The sequence below is a fragment of the Helicobacter monodelphidis genome (genome assembly GCF_003288845.1).
Lineage (GTDB): Bacteria > Campylobacterota > Campylobacteria > Campylobacterales > Helicobacteraceae > NHYN01.
In genome coordinates this window covers 38,661-60,875 of sequence record NZ_NHYN01000008.1, presented here as the reverse complement: position 1 = coordinate 60,875, position 22,215 = coordinate 38,661, and the positions used below count along the sequence as shown (strand labels likewise).

Below are 22,215 nucleotides of genomic sequence, written 5' to 3'. Positions count from 1 at the left end.
GTTTCAAATAAAATAACTTAAAACTTCTTGAGTCGAAAAAAATTAATGAATATTTTTAAGATGTTCATTGTATGTCCTTGTGAAAGTATGCGTTCCTTGCGGATTTTTAACAAAAAATAAATAGTCAACATCGGCTGGTGAAATGGCAGCCTTAATTGCGTCGAAACCCACGCTACCAATGGGATTGTGGGGAATTCCTTTGTGGCGATAAGTATTATATAGTGTAGAATCGTTACGAATTCTTTTAGCTGTGATGGGAGTATGCGAATATTGTCCATAATTTAAGCTACCATCCATTTGCAAAGGCATTTTTTTCTTTAAGCGATTATGAATAACAGCTGATACTAAAGGCATTTCCGGAATATTGGCTGATTCTTTTTGGATAATAGAAGCAATGATAATGTATTTGAACCATTGCACCTCATCATATTCACCCAAAATCTTGATGGAAAGGGCTTTATGTCTCTCTAAGGAATGGTTGAGGAGATACAAGACAAGATTCTCTTCTGTGATACCCATGGGAATATGGTAGGTATCAGCGAGAATTACACCATCCTCATATTTTGCATATTTTTTGTAAGCTTCCAAAATTTTTGTTGCAGAGAGGTCAAATTCTTTTGCAATGTCTTGTGCAAAAAAATACATTGTTTCACCCGGAATGAGGGTGATGGTTTTAATTGCTGCCTTTGCTTTTGTTAGGCGATATAAGAAGTCTCCACGACTTAGATGTGTTGCTTTTATATCAATCCAACCGCTTTGAGGATAGCCGAACATACGCACAAAAAGCCCATCAAACTTACAAACTTCAAAATTTTTTTCTTGTAGATATGTTATAATTTCACTCACGCCACCTTTAGGAAGGTAAATCACACGATTTGAAGTTACGGGCATTGCTAAATAGCAAACAAATATTAAAAAAAGAATGCAGATGAAATCAAAACCAATACTTGCCATTTTTATTTTTTTTTCTGTCATATTACTCCTATTTTTAGGGCTATATAGTTTTTTAAAGAGCGGAATCTATATCCCATCTCTTACTTTAGGTTCTGTAAAAATTCAGGAATTTTACCTTACTTTAGATAAAAAGTTGAATATTGTTATAGACGATTTACAAATTTTGCAGGATTCACAATCAGAAGAAAATGAGCAAGATTTGCAGGAAAATGTAAATTTAGCTCTAAGAATCCTTAAAAATAGTGAAATATTTTTAAATTTAATTGGTGATGTTGAGATTAAGAAAATTATCTATCAAGACTATGTAGGTTCAGCATTTGCACGCGATAATCATATTAGTGTACAGATGCCAGATTGGCGTATTGAGATTGATTTGTTTTCAAGTAATGATGATATTAATCAAATACGCGTACATTTTGCTGAAATTAGTTATCTTCCTAAGCAGATTTCAATCACAGGGGCTATGGATTATGATTTTGAAGAGAAAAATATTTTATTAAGAGGGGCATTATCGATTCGAGACGATTTCTTATTTAATTTTCATATTGAAAGTAATTTTGAAGATATTATGCTTGAGGGTTCATCGTTACCTTTTGGTTATCAGGTTTATACGGATATTCTGCAAGATTTTGAAGTAATCCAGTCTCTTAGTAAAGAACCTAAAGAATGGATTTTAGAGAATATTCAGGGTGATTTTCAAATCACAAAAGTTACTTCAAAGGGTAATTTTTCTGCAAAAAACATTCTGCAAAGTATTATCGATAATCTATATATTGAAGTAAAAATTTCTACCGCAAAGATTTTTTTCCAAAAAACCCTTTCACCTATTATTTTACAAGAAATTAATGGAATTTTTCATAAGGGCGAGGTAAATTTTTCTCTTGTTGACCCATTTTATGAAGATATTTCCTTGCAAGGTAGCAATGTCAGCATAGAGCATATTTTTGAGCATCCAAACCTTAACATTAATATTTTAACAAAAACGCGACTAAACCAAAAAATTCTTAAGATTCTTGAAGCTTACGAGATTCAGTTACCTATCAGCCAAAAAAATGGTAATGTAAATGCTGAATTGCAACTTTCTATCCCTTTTGATGAAAGAGAGATGAGTGTTAAAGGAAGATTTGTAGCACAGCAAAGTAATTTTTCTTTGAAGGGGTTTGAATTTTCTACGACAGGCGTTGAAGTTTTATTGAAAGATAATTTTGTTGCTTTTGAAAATATGGCGATTGAAACTCTCTCTACCCCTAAAATTAAGGGGAGTGTTTCAATGATTTTAGATACACAAAAAATGAATATGCAGGGTAAGTTACAAGCAAATAAGCTTGTGCTTTTTGACGATGGCGAGATTCTTAATTTGCCTCCTCAAGAAATTCCTTTTTTTGGAGACTTCAAAGAATCTGTTGCGATTAATTTTCCAACTTTGCCTTTAGAGTTATCTTTGGGTACAGAAACGAGTATTCATATCCAACATCTCTTGAACCTTTCTCCATATTCTAAAATTCTTCAATCACTAGATGTTCGTGATGGGCATTTAACCCTCAAGACAGTCGATTTTAAGAATTTTACATTCAAGGCGGGGGTACGCGAGCATAATTTACCTATTCTTACGCAAACGCTAAAACCGCTTACACCTTTGGAATTTTCTGGAAATTTTGATACACAGGGGCGGGCGGAAGTTTTTTCCAGTGATGGCTTAATTCATATTAAAGTTTCTGATATTATTACACTTTCTTTGCGGGATATTGTTTTTGCATTTTCGTCTAAGTTAGACAATGATAAATCTGATGAGAAAGAAATAGAGCTTCCAAAAGCCATTCATATTCAAGGAAGTAATATTACACTATTTATGTTAGAAAGGCAATTGCCATTTAATCAGGTGAGATTAGAAGTTTCTAAGCAAAAAAATCTTAGTGGAACACTCAAGAATGGTAATAGCACAATTAATATTTCATATTTTGATAAAGTTTTTGCTATTCATGGTGAGCAAATCAATGAATTTTTAATGAATAAACTTTTGGGAGAATCGGCAGTAAAGGGAGGAAAGTATACTCTTACAGGAGAATATAAGGACGGGGTTTTTAAAGGGAATGTTATTTTGAAGAATGCGACATTTAAAAGTCTTGTTGGGTTGCAAAATATTATTGCATTCTTAGATTCTGCTCCGTCGTTATTGCTTTTTAAATCGCCCGGTTTTGATAATAGTGGTTACAAAATCAAGAGCGGTTCTATTAACCTTGAAATTAGTGATGAAATTATTAGAATTGATCGTTTTGAATTTGATGGATCTTCTGTAGATTCTCAAGGTGCTGGGGTTGTTCGTATTGGCGATGGGATGATTAACTTTCATGTAAAAATTGCCGCTTTTAAAAATTTAAGTACATTGCTCAATAATATCCCATTGATGGGTTATATTATCACAGGGCAGGATGGTTCATTTTCGACTTTTTTGGAAGTTACAGGGACAACAAAAGATGTTCGTATCCAAACCAATATTCTCAAGCAAACCATTCAAAGCCCGGCATATTTATTGGAAAGAATACTAAAAACCCCTATGCAATTCTTGAAAAAAAATGATTGATTAAGAATGGGTTATTGTTACTTAAAAAAATAAAAAAAATTTTTTTGTGCAAATTTTATGTAAAGAATGCTAAACTTTTATCTAAAACATACCGATATAATCGTTGGTAGTTTCCAGAAAAACGCATTAGGAGTAAAAAAATGTATATAGGACAGACTAATCCATTTCAACCGCAACAACTTGGCTCATTGATTCGCCCTAGTAAGCCTGAAGAGGAACAACCTCAAGACACATTGAAAAATGCAGGTGAAGGTGTTGGTGATAAAGATAAGCTGAAGACAGATGCTGCTAGGAATGGTATCGAAAATACAGATGGGCAGTCTGCAAAAGAGCAATTGCGTGCGGATTTTGCAAAGGGTATTGTTGAAAAATTACGGGGCATCACAAATATGTTCCAAAATAATAACCAAAATAAAAGTGCTTTTGCACCTTTTAATAATCTTGCAAATACCCCAAAGGTTTCGTCTCCCGTTGCAGATCAGATAGAAAAAAGTGATGATGAGAAGAAAAAAGAAGAAGAGGAGCGGTTAGAAGAGCAACAAAAGCCTTCTAATTCAGTTGCTCCAGCAAATAAAGGATTTGACCTTACAAACTTAAACCTTGTTCCAATGGATAGTTTTGAGGCGAGCGAGTCTCTACAGTTCAATGCGTCTTATGACAACACAACAGGGGTTGCGACACAAGAAATGGCATATACGCGTTCGTATAAGTTGAGTTTTTCAGGAAAAGTAACGGGTGAAGATGGTACAACGCGTATGATTGAAGCTGAAGTTACATTGACGCATAGTGTTTATACAAAGATCACTGGCGGTAAAGATACACTTGATCCAACATTGTTGGAAAAACTACAAAATGGTGACCCTATTGAGCTTTCTTATGCGGGCAACACAAGTGATTTGGATCAAGCAAAGTTTGGATTCTTTATGGACGATTTAGGCGACAAAAATCAGCTTAGTGCCGTAGATTCTCCATTTAATGGGCTTTTGGACACTGCCTTTAATGAGGGGTTAGGTTCTTTGCTTGAGGGGTTGCGTATTTTTGCAACAGATCCTTTTGGTTTAGGGGCTTCAAGAGATCCTTCAGGAGGTGGGCATTCTGAAGAGGGTATTACACCTCTTCCCGCAAATGGGCTTAATAACGCACAGCAACCTAGTTTAAATATGCCTACTTTGGCAAATCCATTTTCCTATGGTAAAACAATCGTAGAGGCGTTGCGTGATTCTTTAGGTTTAAATGAGAAAGATCAGATTTCGGAGAAAATTAAAGAGGCGATGGAAAATGGAGATCAAGAGGCGTTAGAGCTACTCCAAAAAGAGCTAAAAGAAAGGGAGCTTGCACAGCTAATTGGTTTAGGTGAAGAAGGTGTAGGTATTAAATTTCTCTCAATGATGCAAAAAGAAATTTATGCACAAATGACGATTCAGCATACTCAAGCACAAAGCGGATCATCATTAAGCTTTTCTGCTTCATTTAGTTTCTCTGCTAGTTTTTCATCGACTTCTAGTAGTGGTAGTAGCCTTGATATGCTCTTAGGGCAACAAAAGGCACAAGGTGAGGTTCTTAACCCTCAAAAAGCCTTAAACACCTACAAAGCTGAGGGTTTAGAATAGCCCCTTAACTTTTTGTGTTAGCTAATGATTGTATTAGCTAACACTTACTAACTCAAAAATAAAGCAATTTCATCAGCTAGAAGGAGTGATTTTGCGTAGATTCTTCCACTCCTTTCCTCAACAATTCCCTCCTTGATTGCAATATCTAAATTTTCTTGATTAGGGACATCTGTTTTTTTTACGCCGATAATTGCACAGCGAAGCCCTAAAAATAAACGCTCTAAGGATTCTTCTTGAGAAGATAAAAATTCTTTTTTGATATACTTTGGGTTTTTTATATATTCTTGAATGCTTAAAAGATTTGTATAGCGGTAATTCTGTAGAAAACCAACCGCACCAGCTCCAACACCGATATATTCTTTACGATTCCAATAACCTAAATTATGTTGGCATATCCATTCTTTGCACTGAACATAATTACTTACTTCATATTGCCACCACCCTGCTTTTTCTAAAAGAAAAGAAAATTCTTCTCCCTCATAATTTTGCCTTTTATCTTGTTTAAATTTACTTCCATTTTCGATACTCAAATGATAGGCAGAAAGATGGGTAATGGGTAATTGTTGCAAAGATTCTAATTCATTTAAGAGTTGTAAAGAATCATCAAAGGGCGTTCCATAAATCAAATCAATGTTGATATTTTTAAAATTTGCTTGATCTAAAGCTATGAATGCTGATTGAATGGAATGGGGCGTTGCATTCCTCTCAAGCCATTGTAGTTTCTGTGTGCTGAAGCTTTGGACACCCATCGAGATGCGATTCACTCCATATTCTTGAATGTGGCGTATAAATTCTACATTCAAGAATTCTGGATTTGCTTCAAGCGTAATTTCAGCATTTTTTTGTACAAAGGGCATAAATATCTGAAATAGGTTTTCATAAAGCCAAAAATTGACAATATTGGGTGTTCCTCCTCCAATAAAAACACTTTCAATAGATGGATTTAAGTGGTACAAAAATGATTTAAGTTGTGTTTGCATAGCTTGAAAATAAGGTAAATGTAAATCTATATTATTAATAATGGAATTAAATGCACAGTAACCGCATTTAGAGGCACAAAATGGTATATGAAAGTAAAGTAACATTGTCATTCCTCAGAGAGTTTTTATCTTGCTTATTTTATAATGTGCGACCCAAAAAGGAGTTTACAGATTAAGGTAAGCAATGGAGCAGAATGAGAAAAAAATTTATCGTCCTAATGTTGCTGCTGTCATAGTTTCACCAGCGTATCCTGAAAAATGTGAATTTTTCATTGCGAGTCGCACGGATATTAAAGATGCGTGGCAATTTCCGCAAGGGGGTATCGATGAAGGAGAAAGCCCAAAAGAAGCTTTATTTAGGGAATTGAAAGAGGAAATTGGAACAGATAGGGTGGATTTAATTGCTGAATATCCGCAATGGGTAACTTATGATTTTCCACCCTCTGTTGCACAAAAAATGTATCCTTTTAGTGGACAACGACAAAAATATTTTTTGGTACGTTTGCATTCAACTTCACTCATTAATATTCAAACAGAAGTTCCAGAGTTTAATGCTTATAAGTTTGTCCCCTATAAGATTGTTTTCAATGAAGTTACAAATTTTAAACGTATGATTTATAAACATGTTTTGGATTATTTTAAAAGAGGAGGTTATCTATAAATGCTACTTGTTCAAAAATATGGTGGAACGAGTGTTGGTGACTTAGAACGTATCAATAATGTTGCTAAACGTGTTCTTGAGACAAAAAAACCTCAGGATCGTGTTGTGATTGTTGTGTCTGCGATGAGTGGTGAAACGGATAAGCTTTTAGGTTACGCTTTACATTTTGACCCCTTACCTGATCCGCGCGAAGTTGATATGATTCTTAGCTCTGGTGAACGTGTAACAAGTGCTTTGTTGGCAATTGCTCTACAAACATTGGGACATAAGGCAATTTCTTTGAGCGGGAGGAATGCTGGGATTTTTACAGATTCTTACCACACAAAAGCTCATATTGAACATATTGATACCCAACGCATTTTGCAACTTCTCGATGAGGGACAAATTGTTATTGTAGCAGGTTTTCAAGGTGTGAATGAAAAAGGTGATGTTACGACACTTGGACGTGGTGGAAGCGACCTTTCTGCCGTTGCACTTGCAGGTGCTTTGAAGGCTGATTTGTGTGAGATTTATACAGATGTTGAAGGTGTTTTTACGACTGACCCTCGCATTGAACCCAACGCAAAGAAAATTGACAAAATTAGCTATGATGAAATGCTAGAATTGGCAAGCATGGGAGCTAAGGTTTTGCTGAATCGTTCTGTGGAATTAGCAAAAAAACTTGATGTTAAGCTGGTAACGCGTAGCACTTTTAGCGATAATCCAGGTACATTAATTACTAAAGAAGAGGATATTATGGAACAACCCATCATTAGCGGAATTGCTTTAGATAAAAATCAGGCACGCGTGAGTATTGCAGAGGTAGAGGATAGGCCCGGTATTGCTGCTGAAATTTTTGGCACTCTTGCTGAGGCAAATATTAATGTGGATATGATTGTGCAAACAATTGGTTATGATGGTAAAACCGACCTAGATTTTACCATTCCTAAGACGGAATTAGAATTAGCTAAGAGTGTTTTAAAAAGTTTTAAGGGTAGTTTTGCACAGATTGAATATGATGATAATATTGCAAAAGTTTCTATTGTAGGTGTGGGTATGAAGTCTCATACAGGTATTGCAAGCAAGGTTTTTACAACATTTGCAAATGAGCAAATCAACATTATGATGATTAGCACAAGTGAAATTAAAATTTCTGTATTGATTGATTTACAGTATGCAGAGTTAGCCATTCGTTCTATGCATTCGGCCTTTGAACTAGATAAGTGAGTTGAATGGAAAATAAAGATTTTTATTCATGGACGATTAAGACAATCCGTAATGATGCAAGTAAGCCTGCCGTTTGGCTGGAGGATCGCAAGACAGAATGGATTGCACTTACCCAAAGTGTGTTGATGCGTATTTTGGACGGATATAGCGTTATTTTAATGAGTGATGAGGAACGTTCTTGGTTTGTGGATTACATTCTTCATTTTTTAAATCATCCTCGTAAAGGACGTCCATTTATACCGCTTTATTCTTTGAATTCTGTTTATACACAGTTTTATCATTTTGATTCTGACCCTAGCGATGTGAGTCTTTTGCAAGATATGTTAGCAATTTCATTGGGAGACAAGTATATTTTTTGGTATATTGGTAGAGGAAGTGGTACTTGTGCAAAGCTTTCTTTAGGGCGAGAATTTAGCTTTAATTGGATTTTAGATGATCGTTTGCAAAATAGTTTTTGGCTACAATCTGATGAATTGCTTGATATTAAGTTAATGCAGCTTCTAAGAATTTTTGATAAGAGTCTTTCGGCTGCAATTTTTGGCGATGTTAATTTGGAGTCTTGATTATGCAAGAATTTGCTTTAGATGAGGAGCAGGGTTCTTTCATTTTGTTGGTTGATTCTCCGCAAGAATGCTTTGAATCTTTGCAGGTAAAATTTAAATCATCGGATTCTATGTTCTTCTTATTTTGTTTTAGAGATATTTTTGAGATTGATGATGCAAAGGAAGTGGTACGTCTTGCCTACATTCACCATTATTCAGCGACGCGTATGGTTTTAGCGGCAAAGTCATATAATGAATATGCACAAAATTCTTTGCTAAAGATTTTAGAGGAACCACCATCCTCTGTCTATTTTACGCTTATTACATCGAGCAAGTCTGCCATTCTTCCAACGATTCGTTCTAGATTACGCATTGTGAATATGCGTCAAAATGTGTCGCTTCCAAGCCTTAATATAGATTTGCAAAATATAAGTTTGGATTCTATTTATACTTTTTTGAAAGCTTTTGGTAAGGAATTTATTAGCAAAGAGGAAGTAAAGGAAAGAGTCTCTGCTCTTTTGATTTGTGCGAAACAGGTAAATATTCCTCTTAATGAGGAGGATTTGCAGGCATTTCATCAAGCTTTTTTGTTGGCAGAACAATTTGAACGAGCCGAACATATATTTTTACCTTTGCTGTTGCGTATTTTAAGGCATAAGCAAAATGCGAGAATCAAATATGCTTAATTTGGTTAAAATTATGCCTAAAGATATTGCGTCATATTTGAGTAGTTTGGGATGCGAGAAGGGCGGTGTTCGTATTATGCAACAAAAGGCACAAATAGAATTTTTTTTTATTAAGGATTTAAAAACTCCTGCAGCATTAATTCTCAAGCAAGAGGCATTAAGCTTAGGGGCGGAAGTTGCATTGCCCAAAGAAGCAATTTTAGGTATTAAAAAAGTTGATGCAATTTTAATAATTACGCGAAATTTACTCCCCATTCTTATCCAAAAATGCAAACAACAACCTTTTGATTTAAAGCAGCTAGCTATGCAATTACAAAGACATATTCATACACCAATATTTTCAGCACAAATTATGGGTGTGATCAACCTCACACCTGATAGTTTTTATTTACAAAGTCGTTGTAACACGCAAGAAGCAATAGAAAGGATTTATCAATTTATTGATGAAGGTGCAGACATAATTGATATTGGTGCGGCTTCTAGTCGGCCTGGAAGTGCATGGCTGGAAGAAGAAGAGGAATTAGAACGTGTTCGGGAAGTTTTTTATGCAATTAAAAGTGAAAATATTGCAGCTAAAGTTGCTTTGAGTGTGGATACTTATTCTCCAAAGGTTGCAGAATTAGCTTTAGAAAGTGGTTTTAGTATCTTGAATGATATCACGGCATTGCGTCATTCGCGTATGGTCCAAATTGCAGTAGCTACACAATGCAAAGTTATTCTTATGCATATGCAAAACAATCCTAAGAATATGCAAGATTGCCCACACTACGATAATGTATTAGAGGAGGTGGACGCATTTTTTGCAGATAAAATTCAAAGCTTGAATGCTGAAGGGATTACAAATCTGATTTTAGATGTGGGGATTGGTTTTGGTAAAAGCTATGAGCATAATTTTTCCCTTATTGCCCATCTTTCTAATTTTCAAGCCTATCGTTTACCGCTTTTAGTGGGTGCAAGTCGTAAATCGATGATAGGAGCTGTTTATCCTTCAGAACCTGAAGAAAGATTGCCGGGTAGTTTGATTTTGCACGCAGAGGCTTTGGAGCATGGTGCAAGTATTATTCGTTGCCATGATGTTAAAGAGCATAAACAAATGTTAGCCATTAAACAAGCATTAAGGAGGGTATAATGCCGTTATCATACAAAGATTTGGTTGCACAACTTCAGTTGCATGGACATTCACTAGATAAGCTTAAACAGATGGATCTTGAGGATATCCAGTCTCTCTTTAATGAAGAAAGTAAAAAATTCATAAATAGTTTTGAGGATATTCTGATTGAGCAGGGTATTGTTGAAAATGAAAAAACAGAGGTAGATAACGGAGGTTATCCAACACCACTTAAGCACTATTGGGATCAAATTATAGAGCATAGAAATAGTGCTGATGATATTTACACAATTATCGGTGCAATGGTGAAAGAACATGAGTATGAAGATATTTTAGACTTTTTTGCCCATATGAGTACGGGTAGTTTTTTTAAGAGTCTTGAGGGAATGCTATTGATTAAGTGCAGTGAGTATCAAGAAATTCTTTTAGATAAAATTGAGGAATATTATAAGGAACTTCCGCCAGATGAGTTGGAAGAACAAATGGCTCATTATACAGCGATTCGTTTTCAGATTCATCGTTTAGAATTTGTCTTACAAAAACTTAAAAAAGACAATCAAAAATATACCTATATGGCACATCTTAAAGAGATGATTGTGCGTGATTTTATTAAGTATGGCGAAGAGGAGAGTGGGACTTTTTAGTTTTTTAATGTTATAATATCCGTTTAATTTTGTAAGGAGTTAATAATGTCAAAACATAGTTTTCAAACAGAAGTGAATCAATTGCTTGATTTGATGATTCACTCTTTATATTCTAATAAAGAAATTTTTTTGCGGGAGCTAATTTCAAATGCTTCTGATGCGCTTGAAAAATTACAATATTTAACGCATACTGATGATGCATATAAAAATTTAGAATTTACCCCTAAGATTGAAATTTGTATTAACGAGAATGCAAAAACAATTAGTGTGATTGATAATGGTATTGGTATGAATGAGGCGGAATTGGTAGAGAATTTAGGGACAATTGCACGTAGTGGGACAAAGGGATTTTTAAACAACATGGTCGGCGATAAGAAGAAAGATTCGGCGTTGATTGGGCAATTTGGGGTCGGATTTTATTCTGCATTTATGGTTGCTAAGGAAGTGCATGTTGTTTCTAGGAAGCCTCTTGTTGAGGAATCTCATCTCTGGAAGAGCATTGGAAAAGGAGAATATGAGATTGCACTTGCTGACAGGAAAGAGTTTGGTAGTCATATTACATTATTTTTAAATGATGATGAAGAAGAATTTTTAAGTCATTATCGTTTAAGCGAAATTATTAGACGCTATTCAGATCATATTCCTTTCCCCATTTTTTTACGTTATCAGAAAAAAGAGTACGATAAAGAAGGAAAAGAAACTGGAGAGAAAGAGCAATATGAACAAGTCAATAAGGCATCTGCGTTATGGAGGCTTGCTAAAAGTGAAATTTCAGAAGAAGAATATAAAGAATTTTACAAGAGCTTAAGTCATGATTCTAGCGACCCATTGTGCTGGGTGCATACAAAAGTTGAAGGTGGTTTGGAGTATACAACCCTTTTTTATATTCCACAAAAAGCACCTTTTGATTTATATCGTCCAGATTATCGTTCCGGCGTTAAACTCTATGTTAAACGTGTATTCATTACTGATGATGATAAGGAGTTGTTGCCAACTTACTTGCGCTTTGTACGCGGAGTTATTGATAGTGAAGATCTTCCTTTGAATGTAAGTCGTGAAATTTTGCAACAGAATCGTATTTTGGCTAATATTAAGAGTGCGTCTGTAAAGAAGATATTAGGAGAAATTGAGGAAATTGCTAAGGATAAAGAAAGATATAAACCATTTTATGATGAGTTTGGTCGGGTATTAAAAGAGGGTTTATATGGAGATTTTGAGAATCGTGATCGTTTGTTGAATTTGGTTAGATTCTCTTCAAGTGTCAATGGAGAACAAGTTTCTTTTAAGGAATACAAAGAGAGAATGCAAGAAAATCAGAAAGCCATTTACTATTTATTGGCACAAAATAATCAGAGCATTGGTGATTCTCCTATGCTTGAGCGATTTAGGAAAAAAGGCATTGAAGTGCTATTGTTTGATGAAGAAATTGATGCTATTGTAATGCCAAATATCCAAGAATATGAGCATACTAAGCTTGTTTCGATTAATAGTAAGGAAGCTGATGAAGAATTTATCTTAGAATCAGTGAGTGCCGAAGAGCAGGAAAAGTTTAAAGATTTGATTGCAACTTTTAGAGAGGAGCTAGGTGAAAAAGTTGAAGATGTTGTGCTATCAAAAAAGCTTGTTAGCTCACCTGCTTGTATTGTTTATAAAGATGAATCTAGTATTGCAATAAAGAATCTTATGCGACAGATGGGGCAGTTTGGTGATATTCCAGAAGGAAAACCTATCCTTGAGATTAATCCTGAACACCCTATTTTAATACGTTTATTGCTTTGTAATGATAACCATAAAAATGCAGAATATGCCCATTTACTTCTTGAGCAAGCTTTATTGCTTGAAAATGGAACATTGAAAGAACCGACAAGTTTTATTCAAAGAATGAATAGGATTTTGGAGAAAAGCATTTAGGTATGTTTCTTTCCAAATTAAATTGTCTTAGAAGGTAATGAATTTTGTTACCTTCTAAAATTTTTATTTAAAAGTTTCTATTTATACTTCGAATACTCTCTTAAAAATAGCGTCGACATTTTTGGTGTAATATTGTACATGAAAACATTCTCGTATGGCGTCTTGCCCGATATATTCCACGAGCTCTTTGTCTTCAAGGAGATATTGTAAATATAGACTTTCATCGTTTGCGTTCAAAACCGCTTTACCTTCTTGTAAGTCCGCCCATACTTTCATTGCATTGCGTTGCACAATTTTATAGGAATCTTCACGCGATACACCTCTTTTTGGAAGTTCCAGTAGAATTCTTTGTGAAAAAACAAGCCCTCCAGTTAGGTTAAGATTTTTTATCATATTTTTGGGGTAAACCACAAGCTGTTCAAGCAATCCGCTTAAGCGATGAAGCATAAAATCTGTCGTGATGAATCCATCTGGCAAAATAAATCTCTCCACACTGGAATGGCTAATATCCCTTTCGTGCCATAGTGCAACATTTTCCATTGCCGGAATAGCATAGGAGCGGATTATTCTGCATAGCCCTGTAATATTTTCACTTAGAACTGGATTGCGTTTATGTGGCATTGCAGAACTTCCTTTTTGCCCCTTGCTAAAGTATTCTTCTGCTTCATAAACTTCTGTTCGTTGTAGGTGTCTAATTTCAACAGCAATCTTTTCGCAACTACTAGCTAGAAGTGCTAAATCACTCATTAATCGTGCATAGCTATCGCGTTGTATAACCTGATTACTAACCCTCGCAGGTTTTAATCCAAGCATAGAGCAAACAATTTCTTCTAATTCGATGGGGGTGTGTGCAAGATTTCCCATAGCCCCACTCAATTGCCCCACGCTAATGACTTCTAAGGTTGATTGCAGGGCATTTAAATGGCGCCCCATCTCATCATACCAAATTGCTAAAACCAAGCCAAAGGTAATGGGTTCTCCATGAATCCCATGACTGCGCCCCACCATTAATGTGTCCTTATGTTCATAAGCGCGTTTTTTGAGTATTTTTCTTAAAATCTTTATATCTTCAATAATGATTTTCAAAGAATCACGCATTTGTAATGCCACCGCCGTGTCAATACAATCACTCGAAGTAATTCCATAGTGCACCCATCGACTTTCTTCCCCTAAAGACTCAGCGACACTTGTTGTGAATGCGATAAGATCATGCTTTGTAACTGCCTCTATTTCATCAATTCGTGCAATGTCAAATTTTGCATTTTTACAGATTTTCTCACAATCAGAATCTGGAATTAGTCCAAGTTGATTCCAGCCTCGCACTAATGCCTTTTCTACCTCTAGCCATGCACTGTACTTTGCATTCATATCCCAAAGGGCTTTCATTTCCTTTCTTGCATATCGTTCTATCATATTTAACTCCTTTAAATTAAATCAATTTTAACAATTTCTCGCTCCAAATCCAAGCTTTTATGTAAAGTTTGAATAATGCACTGGAAATGCTCAAAATCTATCTTTTCATTTTTATGGCTTTTTAGATATTTATCCAAAACTTGATAACCTCCGATTTTGTATTCCCATACTTCTTTACTTACATTATCAAAATACAATGTTTCATTAACAAAAAGCTTTTGTTCAGATTCTTTATAGTTAGGCTTGATAATGGTTAAATTTTTGTTTTTTGTATCTTTATAAAGTGGCTTACCAATGTTAGAATCTAGCATAACTTCTCCTTAAGATAGAGTGGGAAAATATAGCTTCCGCTACCTACCAAATGCAAATCAATAATATTTTGAGTAATAAAAATGTTATTAATCTCTTGCAATTTAGAACCTCTATCACAAACTAAACCTATATTTTGCATTTTTAAGCCTTTAGATAGAGCGGAAAGAGATAATTTATCTCTCTGGTTGTGTCTGAAATGTAACAACTCTCCATTATCGAATATACTATGAAGCTGTGGCTGAATGCTTGACGTACTACTTGTCTGCAAAGCACCAGCCCAATATTGAGATTTGTTCTCATTATTTTCTGCTCTCTCTCTCTCTCTCTCTCTCTCTTGTTGCTGAATCTTGCATTAAATGCACCGAGATTAATTTTTGCCCTAACGCACTTAGGATTAAAAATTTCTCTTTAGATTCTACAAAGGGAATCTTTGGGAAGTCGATTTTAAGAAAGTCAAGGTATTTTTCTCTATAGTCTTTATGGAAAAGCACTGCATAGATATAGCCTAGTATTGCTTCTGGTGTGAGGGTGAATTTATGGTTATTGTGTTGTTCTTTGTCATATTGAGCAGAGCGAAATATCTCTTTGTTGGAATCTTTTTTAGATTCTTCGGCTTTAGCCTCAGAATGACATGGGGTAATAATAAAGAATTCAGGATTATTTTTATAATCCTCATTATCCCATTGATATTTAGAATCTATAAAATCTCTAAATTCTTGTGTGAAGTTTTCTATTCTATTTGATTGTAAATCCTCATTTTTGAGATAAAGAGGCATAACTTCTTCCCCACCCCTGCGGTAGAAATTTAAATCTACCATTTTATCGCTAATAGCAATAGTGCTGATTTTATCATCGCCCACAGCACTACTTTGTCTTGAAGCAAGTAAAGCTACATTATCGTTATCTAAAAAATGCTGAAAAACTTCATAAACAGGATAAGCCATAAACGCGCGTGATTTATTAATGTAATAAGTCCAACGATAATCAAAAGGGCGATAATGGCATTGCATTATAAAATCATCTAAATTATCTTTATTTTCTTTAATAGATTCTATTGCAGAATCTAGTTTCCAATCTCTTGAATCTTCCCCTATATTATAGATTCTATATAATTCCTCTTTTGATTTTGTGATAAAATCTTTTAGCATAACTTTTAGACTTTCTTTAGTATTGTGAAAAACAATATTATCTCTTTTAGAGCAGATTCCAACCCCGCTTATTCTAAAAATATCCTTTACACTCCAGCCCTTATCGTATTCCTCTCTTAAACTCTCATTTTGCGGGATAAAGAGATAAAAAGGCTTTTTGGGAGAGAGTTTGCTCCACTTAATGGAATCTAAAGTATTTTCATAAAGAAAGTTATATTTGTCTTTGCGTTTGCCATAAAGGTTATAATGATAGACTGACGCAAGTGGCTTTTTGGTTTTAGATTCTTCGCTACGTTCAGAATGACAAACCGCCTTATCATATTGAGGCTTTGAAAAAGCCGAAATATCTTTGCTAGAATGCTTCTTAGATTCTTCGGCTTTAGCCTCAGAATGACCAATGGGGAAGCTGGAATGGCAAGAGTGTTTCACAAATACATTAATGCTTACCCCTTGCATAATATCAAATACATTATCATCTTTACTGCCATCAGGGCATAACTCCTTTTTCCTTGCATTGCCATGCAAATCTAAAATATAAATTTTATCAAAAGTATTTAGCAAAGAATAGCGCATTCCGCGAAATGTGGGGTTATCCAAAAAGCTATTATTAGAAATAAAAGCAAAGATTCCACTTCCTTGCTTTTGAATCTTAGATTCTGCAAAACAAATAAATTTTACATAATCATCAAGTAACCATTTTGGGTTTTTCTCTTTTTCTATCTTGCCATTTTTGATAAATGTCACAGGAGAACCTAGAATCTCTAAAGGTTTTTTATAGGTATTTCGCACTTCTTTTTCATATAAACCCTTATTTGCACTTGCACCGTTATAGGGTGGATTACCTGTAATAATTAAAATCTCTTTTTCTTTAGTTTTTTGTGCAGCTATTGCTTCCCCCACAAGTTCTGGGATTCCACCAAATAGATTTGCTTTTTCGTTTTGTTCTGCTTTAATATCTTTACTATAAAGTGTGTTTGTAAGATAGATTCCTAATCTCTCGTTGTCCTCTATGGGAGTGTTAAACTCTTCTTTGAAACTTTGAGAAAGTCGCAAATGTGCAATAATATAAGGAGCGATTAAAAATTCAAAACCAAAGAATTTATTAAGCAAGTTTTTGGGGTCATATTTAGGACTATTTTTAGATGTGGGTTCCAATGCTTTTCTAAAACTTTCTAGCAAAAATGTCCCTGTGCCTGTGGCGAAGTCTAAAAGGGTAATATTTTGGTTTTCTAAACTCGCACTCAAGCCTTTTGGTAGTGCAAAATCAGCTTTTAATATGAAATCTATTGCATTAATAATAAAGCTTACCACGCTTATAGGAGTATAATATACCCCACGAATCTCACGCAATTTTGGGTCGTATTTGCTTAGGAATGTCTCGTAAAAATGCAAATAAGGGTCTTTGTGTGTAAAAGCAGTTGTATAGTTTCCGAGTAAATCTTTTTCGTTCATTTGATTAAGTTCACGGATAATACTTGCAATGTCAATATGATTGCTGATGTGGATAATTTCTTCTAATAACCACTTAATAGAATCTAAATCCTCAAGTTGGTTGAGAAAATCGCTCATTGCACGAATAAGCGGGAATGATTTAGGGATAAACTTTTTTGCATTATATAAATCAAGCTCTTTATCTTCTGTGATGTTTAGCTTTGCGAGAAAAAGACTATAAGTCAACGTCTGTGCAAAAGAATCGCAAAAGTCATTAAAATCTAGCTCTTGATAGAGTTGAGTTTTGAAAGTTTCATAAAGGTTTGCAATGTGCATATTGTCGATATTTTCTATCAAAGTAGCTTTTAGAATCTGTGTGCGAAGTGCTAAGCTTTGAGCAAATTCTGAAGCCGTGATGATAGGTTTTATTTTACTTGCATCAAAGAAGATTTTAAAAAAATCTAGCAATTCTTGTGTTTTGGATTCTAAAATTTGCTTACTTTTAAGTGTGGCTTTGATTTGGCTAAGCTCACAGATTCTACACCCTTGCACAATTTGTGCTTTGTTTTTTTCATTTTTGCACACGCGACAAAAGTGCAAATAATCCGTTAGTATTAGATTATCATTCAATTGAAGATATTTTTCAATCTGTTCACTTTGTACCACAGAATCTAAATCCGTATTTACACGTTTATTTTCAATGTAGCCAATACTTAAGCCTTGAAATAAAATCATAAAATCTGGTGCACCTCTACCCTCTTTGTCATTGTTTGGTTCGTGTCTAATAGTAAGGCTGGACAAAGCCTTATTGTTGGTAGCTAAAGCTTCTTTAATGGAGTTTAAAAAGTTTTGTAAATACGTGCGGTGTGTATGTTCTTTGTCTTGTAGTGTGATATTTTGAATTGTATTAAGATAAGTGCCTAGAAATTCCATTATTTAACCTTTTTCTTAATTTTATAAACTAAGAATTTTTTATTTTTTCTTGTGCGTGTTGCTCTATCATTGTAGAATCTCCATTAAATTAATCATCACTGTTTTGAGGCTGATTTGTTTTTGAATGCTGTATTATAATCCAACAAGGCTTAAGGGATAAAATTTTTTCATTAAATAAGATTTTAAGAATTTTTAGGGTAGAAATATAGGCTAATTTTAAAAGTGGAGTACAATAAATGGCATTAATGATTACAGAAGAATGTATTGCGTGCGATGAATGTCGTGAGGAGTGTCCTAATGATGCAATTGAGGTTGAAGATCCCTATTATATTATTGACCCTGATCGTTGCACAGAATGCGTAGGTTATGATGATGAACCTTCGTGTGTTCCTGTATGTCCTAAAGATGCATTGATTCCTGACCCTGATAATGTTGAAAGTATCGAAGAATTAAAATATAAATATGAACAACTCCAGAAAGAAGAGTAATGGCAAAAATAACTGCAGTGATTGACATTGGTTCGAATTCAGCAAGAATGGCAATTTTTAAGAAGACGAGTCGCTATGGTTTTTATCTGATTGAGGAGAGAAAAAGTCGTGTGCGTATATCTGAAAATAGCTATCAAAATGGTGGATATTTACAAAAAGAAGCGATTGAAAGGGCGATTTGTGCTTTAAGGGGTTTTTTGAAAATTGCCCATGAAGTGGGAGCCAGGAAGATTTTATGTGTAGCAACAAGTGCATTAAGAGATGCCCCTAATCGTGGGGAATTTCTTGCATTGGTGCGTTCATGTCTGGGCTTGAATATAAAAATTATCACTGGGGAAAGGGAGGCATTTTATGGTGCAGTTGCAGCACTGAATCTTTTACCTTATGATGAAGGCGTAACTATTGATATTGGTGGTGGTTCAAGTGAATGTGCATTAATCCAAAATGGAAAAATTGTAGATTTAATTTCTCTTGATCTTGGTACGATTCGTTTAAAAGAGTTATTTTTTGATAAAAATATGCCTATCCATGAGATGTTAACTTTTATTCAGGGGCAAATGCAAAAAATTCCTTATTCTTTTAAAGGGAAGCGTATTTTTGGAATTGGTGGAACAATTCGTGCACTTTCTAAGGCAATTATGGAGAGAGAAGAGTACCCTCTGAGTACCCTTCATGCATTTGAATATAATGTAGAATCTCATCAAGGTTTCTTTAGACAGGTTTATGAAGCGTGTGACACTCAGGAGCTAGTAGATTTGGGTATTAGTGAAGATCGTTTTGATAATATTCGAGGCGGTGCATTGATTTTTAGTACCCTATTGAAACATTTTGAGGCAACAGAAATTGTGATAAGTGGTGTTGGGGTTAGAGAGGGTGTATTTTTAACGGACGCACTGCGTAACTCCCATTTTACATTTCCTAAAGGATTTAATCCAAGTATTCGTAGCCTTGTTGATCGTTTTTCTTTGCAGGATGTACGGACAAAACGTCTTGCGTCCTATGCGTTAAGATTGTTTGATGTTTTATATTTACTACATCAAGTCAATGAATCTTATCGATTTCATTTAAAAAGTGCAGCACGATTATTGAATATTGGAACAGCATTAAATTTTTATCAAAATCATAAGCATGGGGGTTATTTTTTGGTAAATGGTTTAAATTATGGTTTTACGCATGCGGATAGGATTTTAATCTCTATGCTTGTTGAATCGTATGGAAGTAAAAAGCCACCGAATGTTGCACGTTATGAAAAAGTTGCTTCTTTAGTTCCATCTTATGATGTGGTTTACTGGCTAAGTATAATTTTAGCGATTGCAGAAATTCTTGCTACCTACTTACAAAATGTTGATTTTAAATATCAGCACGGGGTGTTAGTGATTTGCACACAACAAGATCCTTATCTTGCACGTGAAGCGATTAATAAGTTGGCTATTCCGCAGGAATTACAAATTCAAGTTGATTGGCTAGAGGAATAAAATTTTTGCAAGAAGCTATTATTAAACTTTCATCACTAGGTGATATTATTCATCTAGCTCTTTTGTTGCCTATGTTTGAGAGTCGTCAAAGGGAATGGTTTGTAGATGAGGAGTTTAGCGAAATTTTGCGTTATTCACCCTTTGTATCCCAGATCCACCCTTTGCCTATTAGAAAGCTGTTAAAGGGTAGGCGGTGGCGTGAACTCTATACCCTATTGAATAACTTAAAGCAATTAAACTCTTATGATTATGTAATTGATGCACAAGGGCTTTTGAAAAGTGCTATTATTGCACATTTTTTGCCATCAAAAAGAAAAATAGGTTTTTCTTTTCAATCTGCAAAGGAAGGATTATCTGCATTATTTTATCATGAGCATTGCCATATTAACTATCAAGAACATATTTTAAAACGTAATGCAAAGTTGCTTTCAGAGGCCTATTGCTTGCCCTACAAGCATCAGCTTCTTGATGAATTTTTGCAAAAAGGTCGTTTATGTTGCTTACCCGGATTAAACGCATCGGATGAGGCAAAGCAGAAAATTCAAACCTTGATTCAGGATTACAAGGGTAAAAAAATTGTTTTTGCATTAGAATCATCAAAACCAAATAAAGTTTATCCACCACAACAGTTTTTGGTGCTTTCAAAATACTTAGATAAAAATTTTCATATTTTTTTATTATCATACTCCTATCCATTGATTGCCCAAGAGATGCAAGAGAGCAATCCTTGTTTGGTTTGCTTGCCAAAACTTTCTTTAGATGAGGTTAAAGCACTTTTAATGCAGGTAGATTTAGTTATTGGTGGTGATACGGGTGTCGTGCATTTAGCTTTTGCCTTAAACATTGCCTCAATTACGCTTTTTGGTAATACACCTATTGAACGATTCGCACTCCTTAGCCCAATTAATCGAGCTTTAAGGGCAGAAGCAAGCAGAGATTATCAAAAGGATGATTTTTCCATTGCTACACTTTGTCCAAAAAAAATTGCTGAAATCGCTAAAGATTTATTGCGATAAAAGGAGGTGTAATGTCCCAGACAGATTCAAAACTTAATCGCTTAAAAATAAGAATTTTTGAGATATTTTTTTATACACTAGCCTATTTTTTTGCTTTTTTACCCCATAAAATTTTTATGTTTTTTGTGAAAGGACTTGCCTGGATTTTCTATATTCTTGATAAAAGAAGGAAAAAAGATGCAAAAATTAATTTAGATTTTGTTTACCAAGATAATTTAAGTGAGGAACAGAAAAAAAATATCATTAAACGCGGTTATTTAAATTTTGCATTCAGTGTTTTGGATTTTGTGCGACTCTCTGTGTCGTCCCAAGAAAAAATTCTTCAAAGAGTTACAATTTTTAATAAAGAAAAAGCTGATGCAATCATTCCTAAGGATAAGCCTTTTGTATTAATTACGGCACACTATGGGCATTGGGAATTAATATCGCTTTGTGCGGGAATTGTTTATGGAAAAATGGGGAATGTAGGAAGATTTTTTGGAAATTCTAGCCTTGATTATTTTCTATGTAAGGTGAGAAGTCGTTTTGGTATTCAGCTTATTAATAAACAAAAAGGAATGAGGGAAATTCTAAAATTTATGAATCATGGCTATCCGATTGGTTTGGTAGTTGACCAAAATACGGCAGAAAAAGAAGGAGTGATTGTTGATTTTTTTGGAAAAAAGGTGCGACATACTCCTAGTGCATCGATTTTAGCAAGGCGATTTGATAGTGTGATTATACCAGTTTTTTCAGAATGCAATGAAGATTATTCACATTTTTTTATCCACTATTATGATCCTATTGTTGTTTCAAAAACAGACAATATGCAACAAGACATTCTTGAGGCTACCCAAAAACAGGCGATAATAACCCAGCAGGCCATTGAAAAGAAGCCTGAAGAATGGCTTTGGTTTCATCGTCGCTTTAAGAATCAATATGAGGAAATTTACTCTTAATCTTTAGATGTCCAATTGTAGGTATTAATTAAGTATCTTTATTGTTATTATTGTTTTAGATTTTAGTTAAAGAGTTTTTTGCTTTAAACTTCTTAAGCTTTTTTGTAAGTGTTAAGTAGTTATTTTGTATGAATCGTACAATTCTTTTTTTATTAAGCCAGAAAGATGGTGTTGTTTT

General features: G+C 34.5%; 19 protein-coding genes. 13 read left to right on the top strand and 6 right to left on the bottom strand.

The window, feature by feature from the left end:
- Positions 1 to 42: 42 nt before the first annotated feature.
- Positions 43 to 975, bottom strand: coding sequence for an endolytic transglycosylase MltG (gene mltG / locus CCZ01_RS05085; RefSeq protein ID WP_112052147.1), 933 nt, complete (start codon positions 973 to 975; stop codon positions 43 to 45).
- Here mltG and CCZ01_RS05080 point away from each other — a divergent pair.
- A complete protein-coding gene (locus CCZ01_RS05080) occupies positions 929 to 3,535 on the top strand; it encodes a YhdP family protein (RefSeq protein ID WP_181566320.1) in 2,607 nt (868 codons plus the stop codon). The two genes, mltG and CCZ01_RS05080, sit on opposite strands and share 47 nt — an antisense overlap.
- A 140-nt stretch (positions 3,536 to 3,675) precedes the next feature.
- Positions 3,676 to 5,145 carry a hypothetical protein gene (locus CCZ01_RS05075; RefSeq protein WP_112052145.1) on the top strand — a complete coding sequence of 490 codons (1,470 nt, stop codon included), beginning with the start codon at positions 3,676 to 3,678 and terminating at the stop codon, positions 5,143 to 5,145.
- Between the two features lie 47 nt (positions 5,146 to 5,192).
- Here the strand turns inward: CCZ01_RS05075 and hemW are convergent, their stop codons facing one another.
- Positions 5,193 to 6,230 carry a radical SAM family heme chaperone HemW gene (gene hemW, locus CCZ01_RS05070; RefSeq protein ID WP_181566319.1) on the bottom strand — a complete coding sequence of 346 codons (1,038 nt, stop codon included), beginning with the start codon at positions 6,228 to 6,230 and terminating at the stop codon, positions 5,193 to 5,195.
- Positions 6,231 to 6,309: 79 nt separating this feature from the next.
- Between hemW and CCZ01_RS05065 the strand changes: the two genes are divergently transcribed.
- From CCZ01_RS05065 to htpG, 7 genes are read left to right on the top strand one after another with little or no spacing between them, the layout of a single operon-like run.
- Entirely contained in the window at positions 6,310 to 6,786 is a 477-nt protein-coding gene (locus CCZ01_RS05065) for an RNA pyrophosphohydrolase (RefSeq protein WP_112052143.1), read from the top strand.
- Positions 6,787 to 7,992 (top strand): aspartate kinase, encoded by a 1,206-nt coding sequence (locus CCZ01_RS05060; RefSeq protein WP_112052142.1) that lies wholly within the window; start codon positions 6,787 to 6,789, stop codon positions 7,990 to 7,992.
- Positions 7,993 to 7,997: 5 nt separating this feature from the next.
- Positions 7,998 to 8,555, top strand: a complete 558-nt coding sequence (locus tag CCZ01_RS05055; RefSeq protein WP_112052141.1) for a HobA family DNA replication regulator — start codon at positions 7,998 to 8,000, stop codon at positions 8,553 to 8,555.
- Between the two features lie 2 nt (positions 8,556 to 8,557).
- Positions 8,558 to 9,220: a DNA polymerase III subunit delta' gene (locus CCZ01_RS05050; RefSeq protein ID WP_112052140.1), complete on the top strand. Its 663-nt coding sequence runs from the start codon at positions 8,558 to 8,560 to the stop codon at positions 9,218 to 9,220.
- Complete coding sequence (gene folP / locus CCZ01_RS05045; RefSeq protein WP_258436744.1) at positions 9,198 to 10,349, top strand: dihydropteroate synthase; 1,152 nt, start codon at positions 9,198 to 9,200, stop codon at positions 10,347 to 10,349. Before CCZ01_RS05050 ends, folP begins: the two co-directional genes overlap by 23 nt.
- The gene (locus tag CCZ01_RS05040; RefSeq protein WP_112052139.1) at positions 10,349 to 10,972 is read left to right on the top strand and encodes a hypothetical protein; all 624 of its coding nucleotides are present in this window, start codon (positions 10,349 to 10,351) and stop codon (positions 10,970 to 10,972) included. The genes folP and CCZ01_RS05040 overlap by 1 nt, the downstream gene beginning before the upstream one ends.
- A gap of 45 nt (positions 10,973 to 11,017) precedes the next feature.
- Positions 11,018 to 12,883, top strand: coding sequence for a molecular chaperone HtpG (htpG, locus tag CCZ01_RS05035; protein WP_112052138.1), 1,866 nt, complete (start codon positions 11,018 to 11,020; stop codon positions 12,881 to 12,883).
- 81 nt (positions 12,884 to 12,964) lie between these two features.
- On the opposite strand, the gene purB is transcribed toward htpG, so the two are convergent.
- From purB to CCZ01_RS10745, 4 genes are read right to left on the bottom strand one after another with little or no spacing between them, the layout of a single operon-like run.
- Positions 12,965 to 14,296, bottom strand: coding sequence for an adenylosuccinate lyase (purB, locus tag CCZ01_RS05030; protein ID WP_112052137.1), 1,332 nt, complete (start codon positions 14,294 to 14,296; stop codon positions 12,965 to 12,967).
- A gap of 11 nt (positions 14,297 to 14,307) precedes the next feature.
- On the bottom strand, positions 14,308 to 14,607 hold the full coding sequence (locus tag CCZ01_RS05025; RefSeq protein WP_112052136.1) for a type ISP restriction/modification enzyme: 300 nt from the start codon (positions 14,605 to 14,607) through the stop codon (positions 14,308 to 14,310).
- On the bottom strand, positions 14,601 to 14,954 hold the full coding sequence (locus CCZ01_RS10370) for a type ISP restriction/modification enzyme (RefSeq protein WP_181566325.1): 354 nt from the start codon (positions 14,952 to 14,954) through the stop codon (positions 14,601 to 14,603). The genes CCZ01_RS05025 and CCZ01_RS10370 overlap by 7 nt, the downstream gene beginning before the upstream one ends.
- Complete coding sequence (locus CCZ01_RS10745) at positions 14,908 to 18,120, bottom strand: type ISP restriction/modification enzyme (protein ID WP_220106536.1); 3,213 nt, start codon at positions 18,118 to 18,120, stop codon at positions 14,908 to 14,910. Before CCZ01_RS10745 ends, CCZ01_RS10370 begins: the two co-directional genes overlap by 47 nt.
- A 236-nt stretch (positions 18,121 to 18,356) precedes the next feature.
- Here CCZ01_RS10745 and CCZ01_RS05005 point away from each other — a divergent pair, with 236 nt between their 5' ends.
- Genes CCZ01_RS05005 through CCZ01_RS04990 form a run of 4 tightly spaced genes read left to right on the top strand, consistent with a single transcriptional unit; the run spans position 18,357 to position 22,037 of the window.
- Positions 18,357 to 18,608: a YfhL family 4Fe-4S dicluster ferredoxin gene (locus tag CCZ01_RS05005; RefSeq protein WP_112052134.1), complete on the top strand. Its 252-nt coding sequence runs from the start codon at positions 18,357 to 18,359 to the stop codon at positions 18,606 to 18,608.
- Positions 18,608 to 20,083, top strand: coding sequence for a Ppx/GppA phosphatase family protein (locus CCZ01_RS05000; RefSeq protein ID WP_112052133.1), 1,476 nt, complete (start codon positions 18,608 to 18,610; stop codon positions 20,081 to 20,083). Before CCZ01_RS05005 ends, CCZ01_RS05000 begins: the two co-directional genes overlap by 1 nt.
- A gap of 5 nt (positions 20,084 to 20,088) precedes the next feature.
- Complete coding sequence (gene waaC, locus CCZ01_RS04995) at positions 20,089 to 21,099, top strand: lipopolysaccharide heptosyltransferase I (RefSeq protein ID WP_181566318.1); 1,011 nt, start codon at positions 20,089 to 20,091, stop codon at positions 21,097 to 21,099.
- Between the two features lie 11 nt (positions 21,100 to 21,110).
- Positions 21,111 to 22,037: a lipid A biosynthesis lauroyl acyltransferase gene (locus CCZ01_RS04990; protein ID WP_112052131.1), complete on the top strand. Its 927-nt coding sequence runs from the start codon at positions 21,111 to 21,113 to the stop codon at positions 22,035 to 22,037.
- Positions 22,038 to 22,215: the final 178 nt, after the last annotated feature.

What these genes read in the sequence shown, in the direction of transcription:
- CCZ01_RS05080 (WP_181566320.1), top strand. Translation starts at nt 929, where the DNA reads ATGAAATCAAAACCAATACTTGCCATTTTTATTTTTTTTTCTGTCATA.
- mltG (WP_112052147.1), bottom strand. Translation starts at nt 975, where the DNA reads ATGACAGAAAAAAAAATAAAAATGGCAAGTATTGGTTTTGATTTCATC.
- CCZ01_RS05075 (WP_112052145.1), top strand. Translation starts at nt 3,676, where the DNA reads ATGTATATAGGACAGACTAATCCATTTCAACCGCAACAACTTGGCTCA.
- hemW (WP_181566319.1), bottom strand. Translation starts at nt 6,230, where the DNA reads ATGTTACTTTACTTTCATATACCATTTTGTGCCTCTAAATGCGGTTAC.
- CCZ01_RS05065 (WP_112052143.1), top strand. Translation starts at nt 6,310, where the DNA reads ATGGAGCAGAATGAGAAAAAAATTTATCGTCCTAATGTTGCTGCTGTC.
- CCZ01_RS05060 (WP_112052142.1), top strand. Translation starts at nt 6,787, where the DNA reads ATGCTACTTGTTCAAAAATATGGTGGAACGAGTGTTGGTGACTTAGAA.
- CCZ01_RS05055 (WP_112052141.1), top strand. Translation starts at nt 7,998, where the DNA reads ATGGAAAATAAAGATTTTTATTCATGGACGATTAAGACAATCCGTAAT.
- CCZ01_RS05050 (WP_112052140.1), top strand. Translation starts at nt 8,558, where the DNA reads ATGCAAGAATTTGCTTTAGATGAGGAGCAGGGTTCTTTCATTTTGTTG.
- folP (WP_258436744.1), top strand. Translation starts at nt 9,198, where the DNA reads ATGCGAGAATCAAATATGCTTAATTTGGTTAAAATTATGCCTAAAGAT.
- CCZ01_RS05040 (WP_112052139.1), top strand. Translation starts at nt 10,349, where the DNA reads ATGCCGTTATCATACAAAGATTTGGTTGCACAACTTCAGTTGCATGGA.
- htpG (WP_112052138.1), top strand. Translation starts at nt 11,018, where the DNA reads ATGTCAAAACATAGTTTTCAAACAGAAGTGAATCAATTGCTTGATTTG.
- purB (WP_112052137.1), bottom strand. Translation starts at nt 14,296, where the DNA reads ATGATAGAACGATATGCAAGAAAGGAAATGAAAGCCCTTTGGGATATG.
- CCZ01_RS05025 (WP_112052136.1), bottom strand. Translation starts at nt 14,607, where the DNA reads ATGCTAGATTCTAACATTGGTAAGCCACTTTATAAAGATACAAAAAAC.
- CCZ01_RS10745 (WP_220106536.1), bottom strand. Translation starts at nt 18,120, where the DNA reads ATGGAATTTCTAGGCACTTATCTTAATACAATTCAAAATATCACACTA.
- CCZ01_RS05005 (WP_112052134.1), top strand. Translation starts at nt 18,357, where the DNA reads ATGGCATTAATGATTACAGAAGAATGTATTGCGTGCGATGAATGTCGT.
- CCZ01_RS05000 (WP_112052133.1), top strand. Translation starts at nt 18,608, where the DNA reads ATGGCAAAAATAACTGCAGTGATTGACATTGGTTCGAATTCAGCAAGA.
- CCZ01_RS04990 (WP_112052131.1), top strand. Translation starts at nt 21,111, where the DNA reads ATGTCCCAGACAGATTCAAAACTTAATCGCTTAAAAATAAGAATTTTT.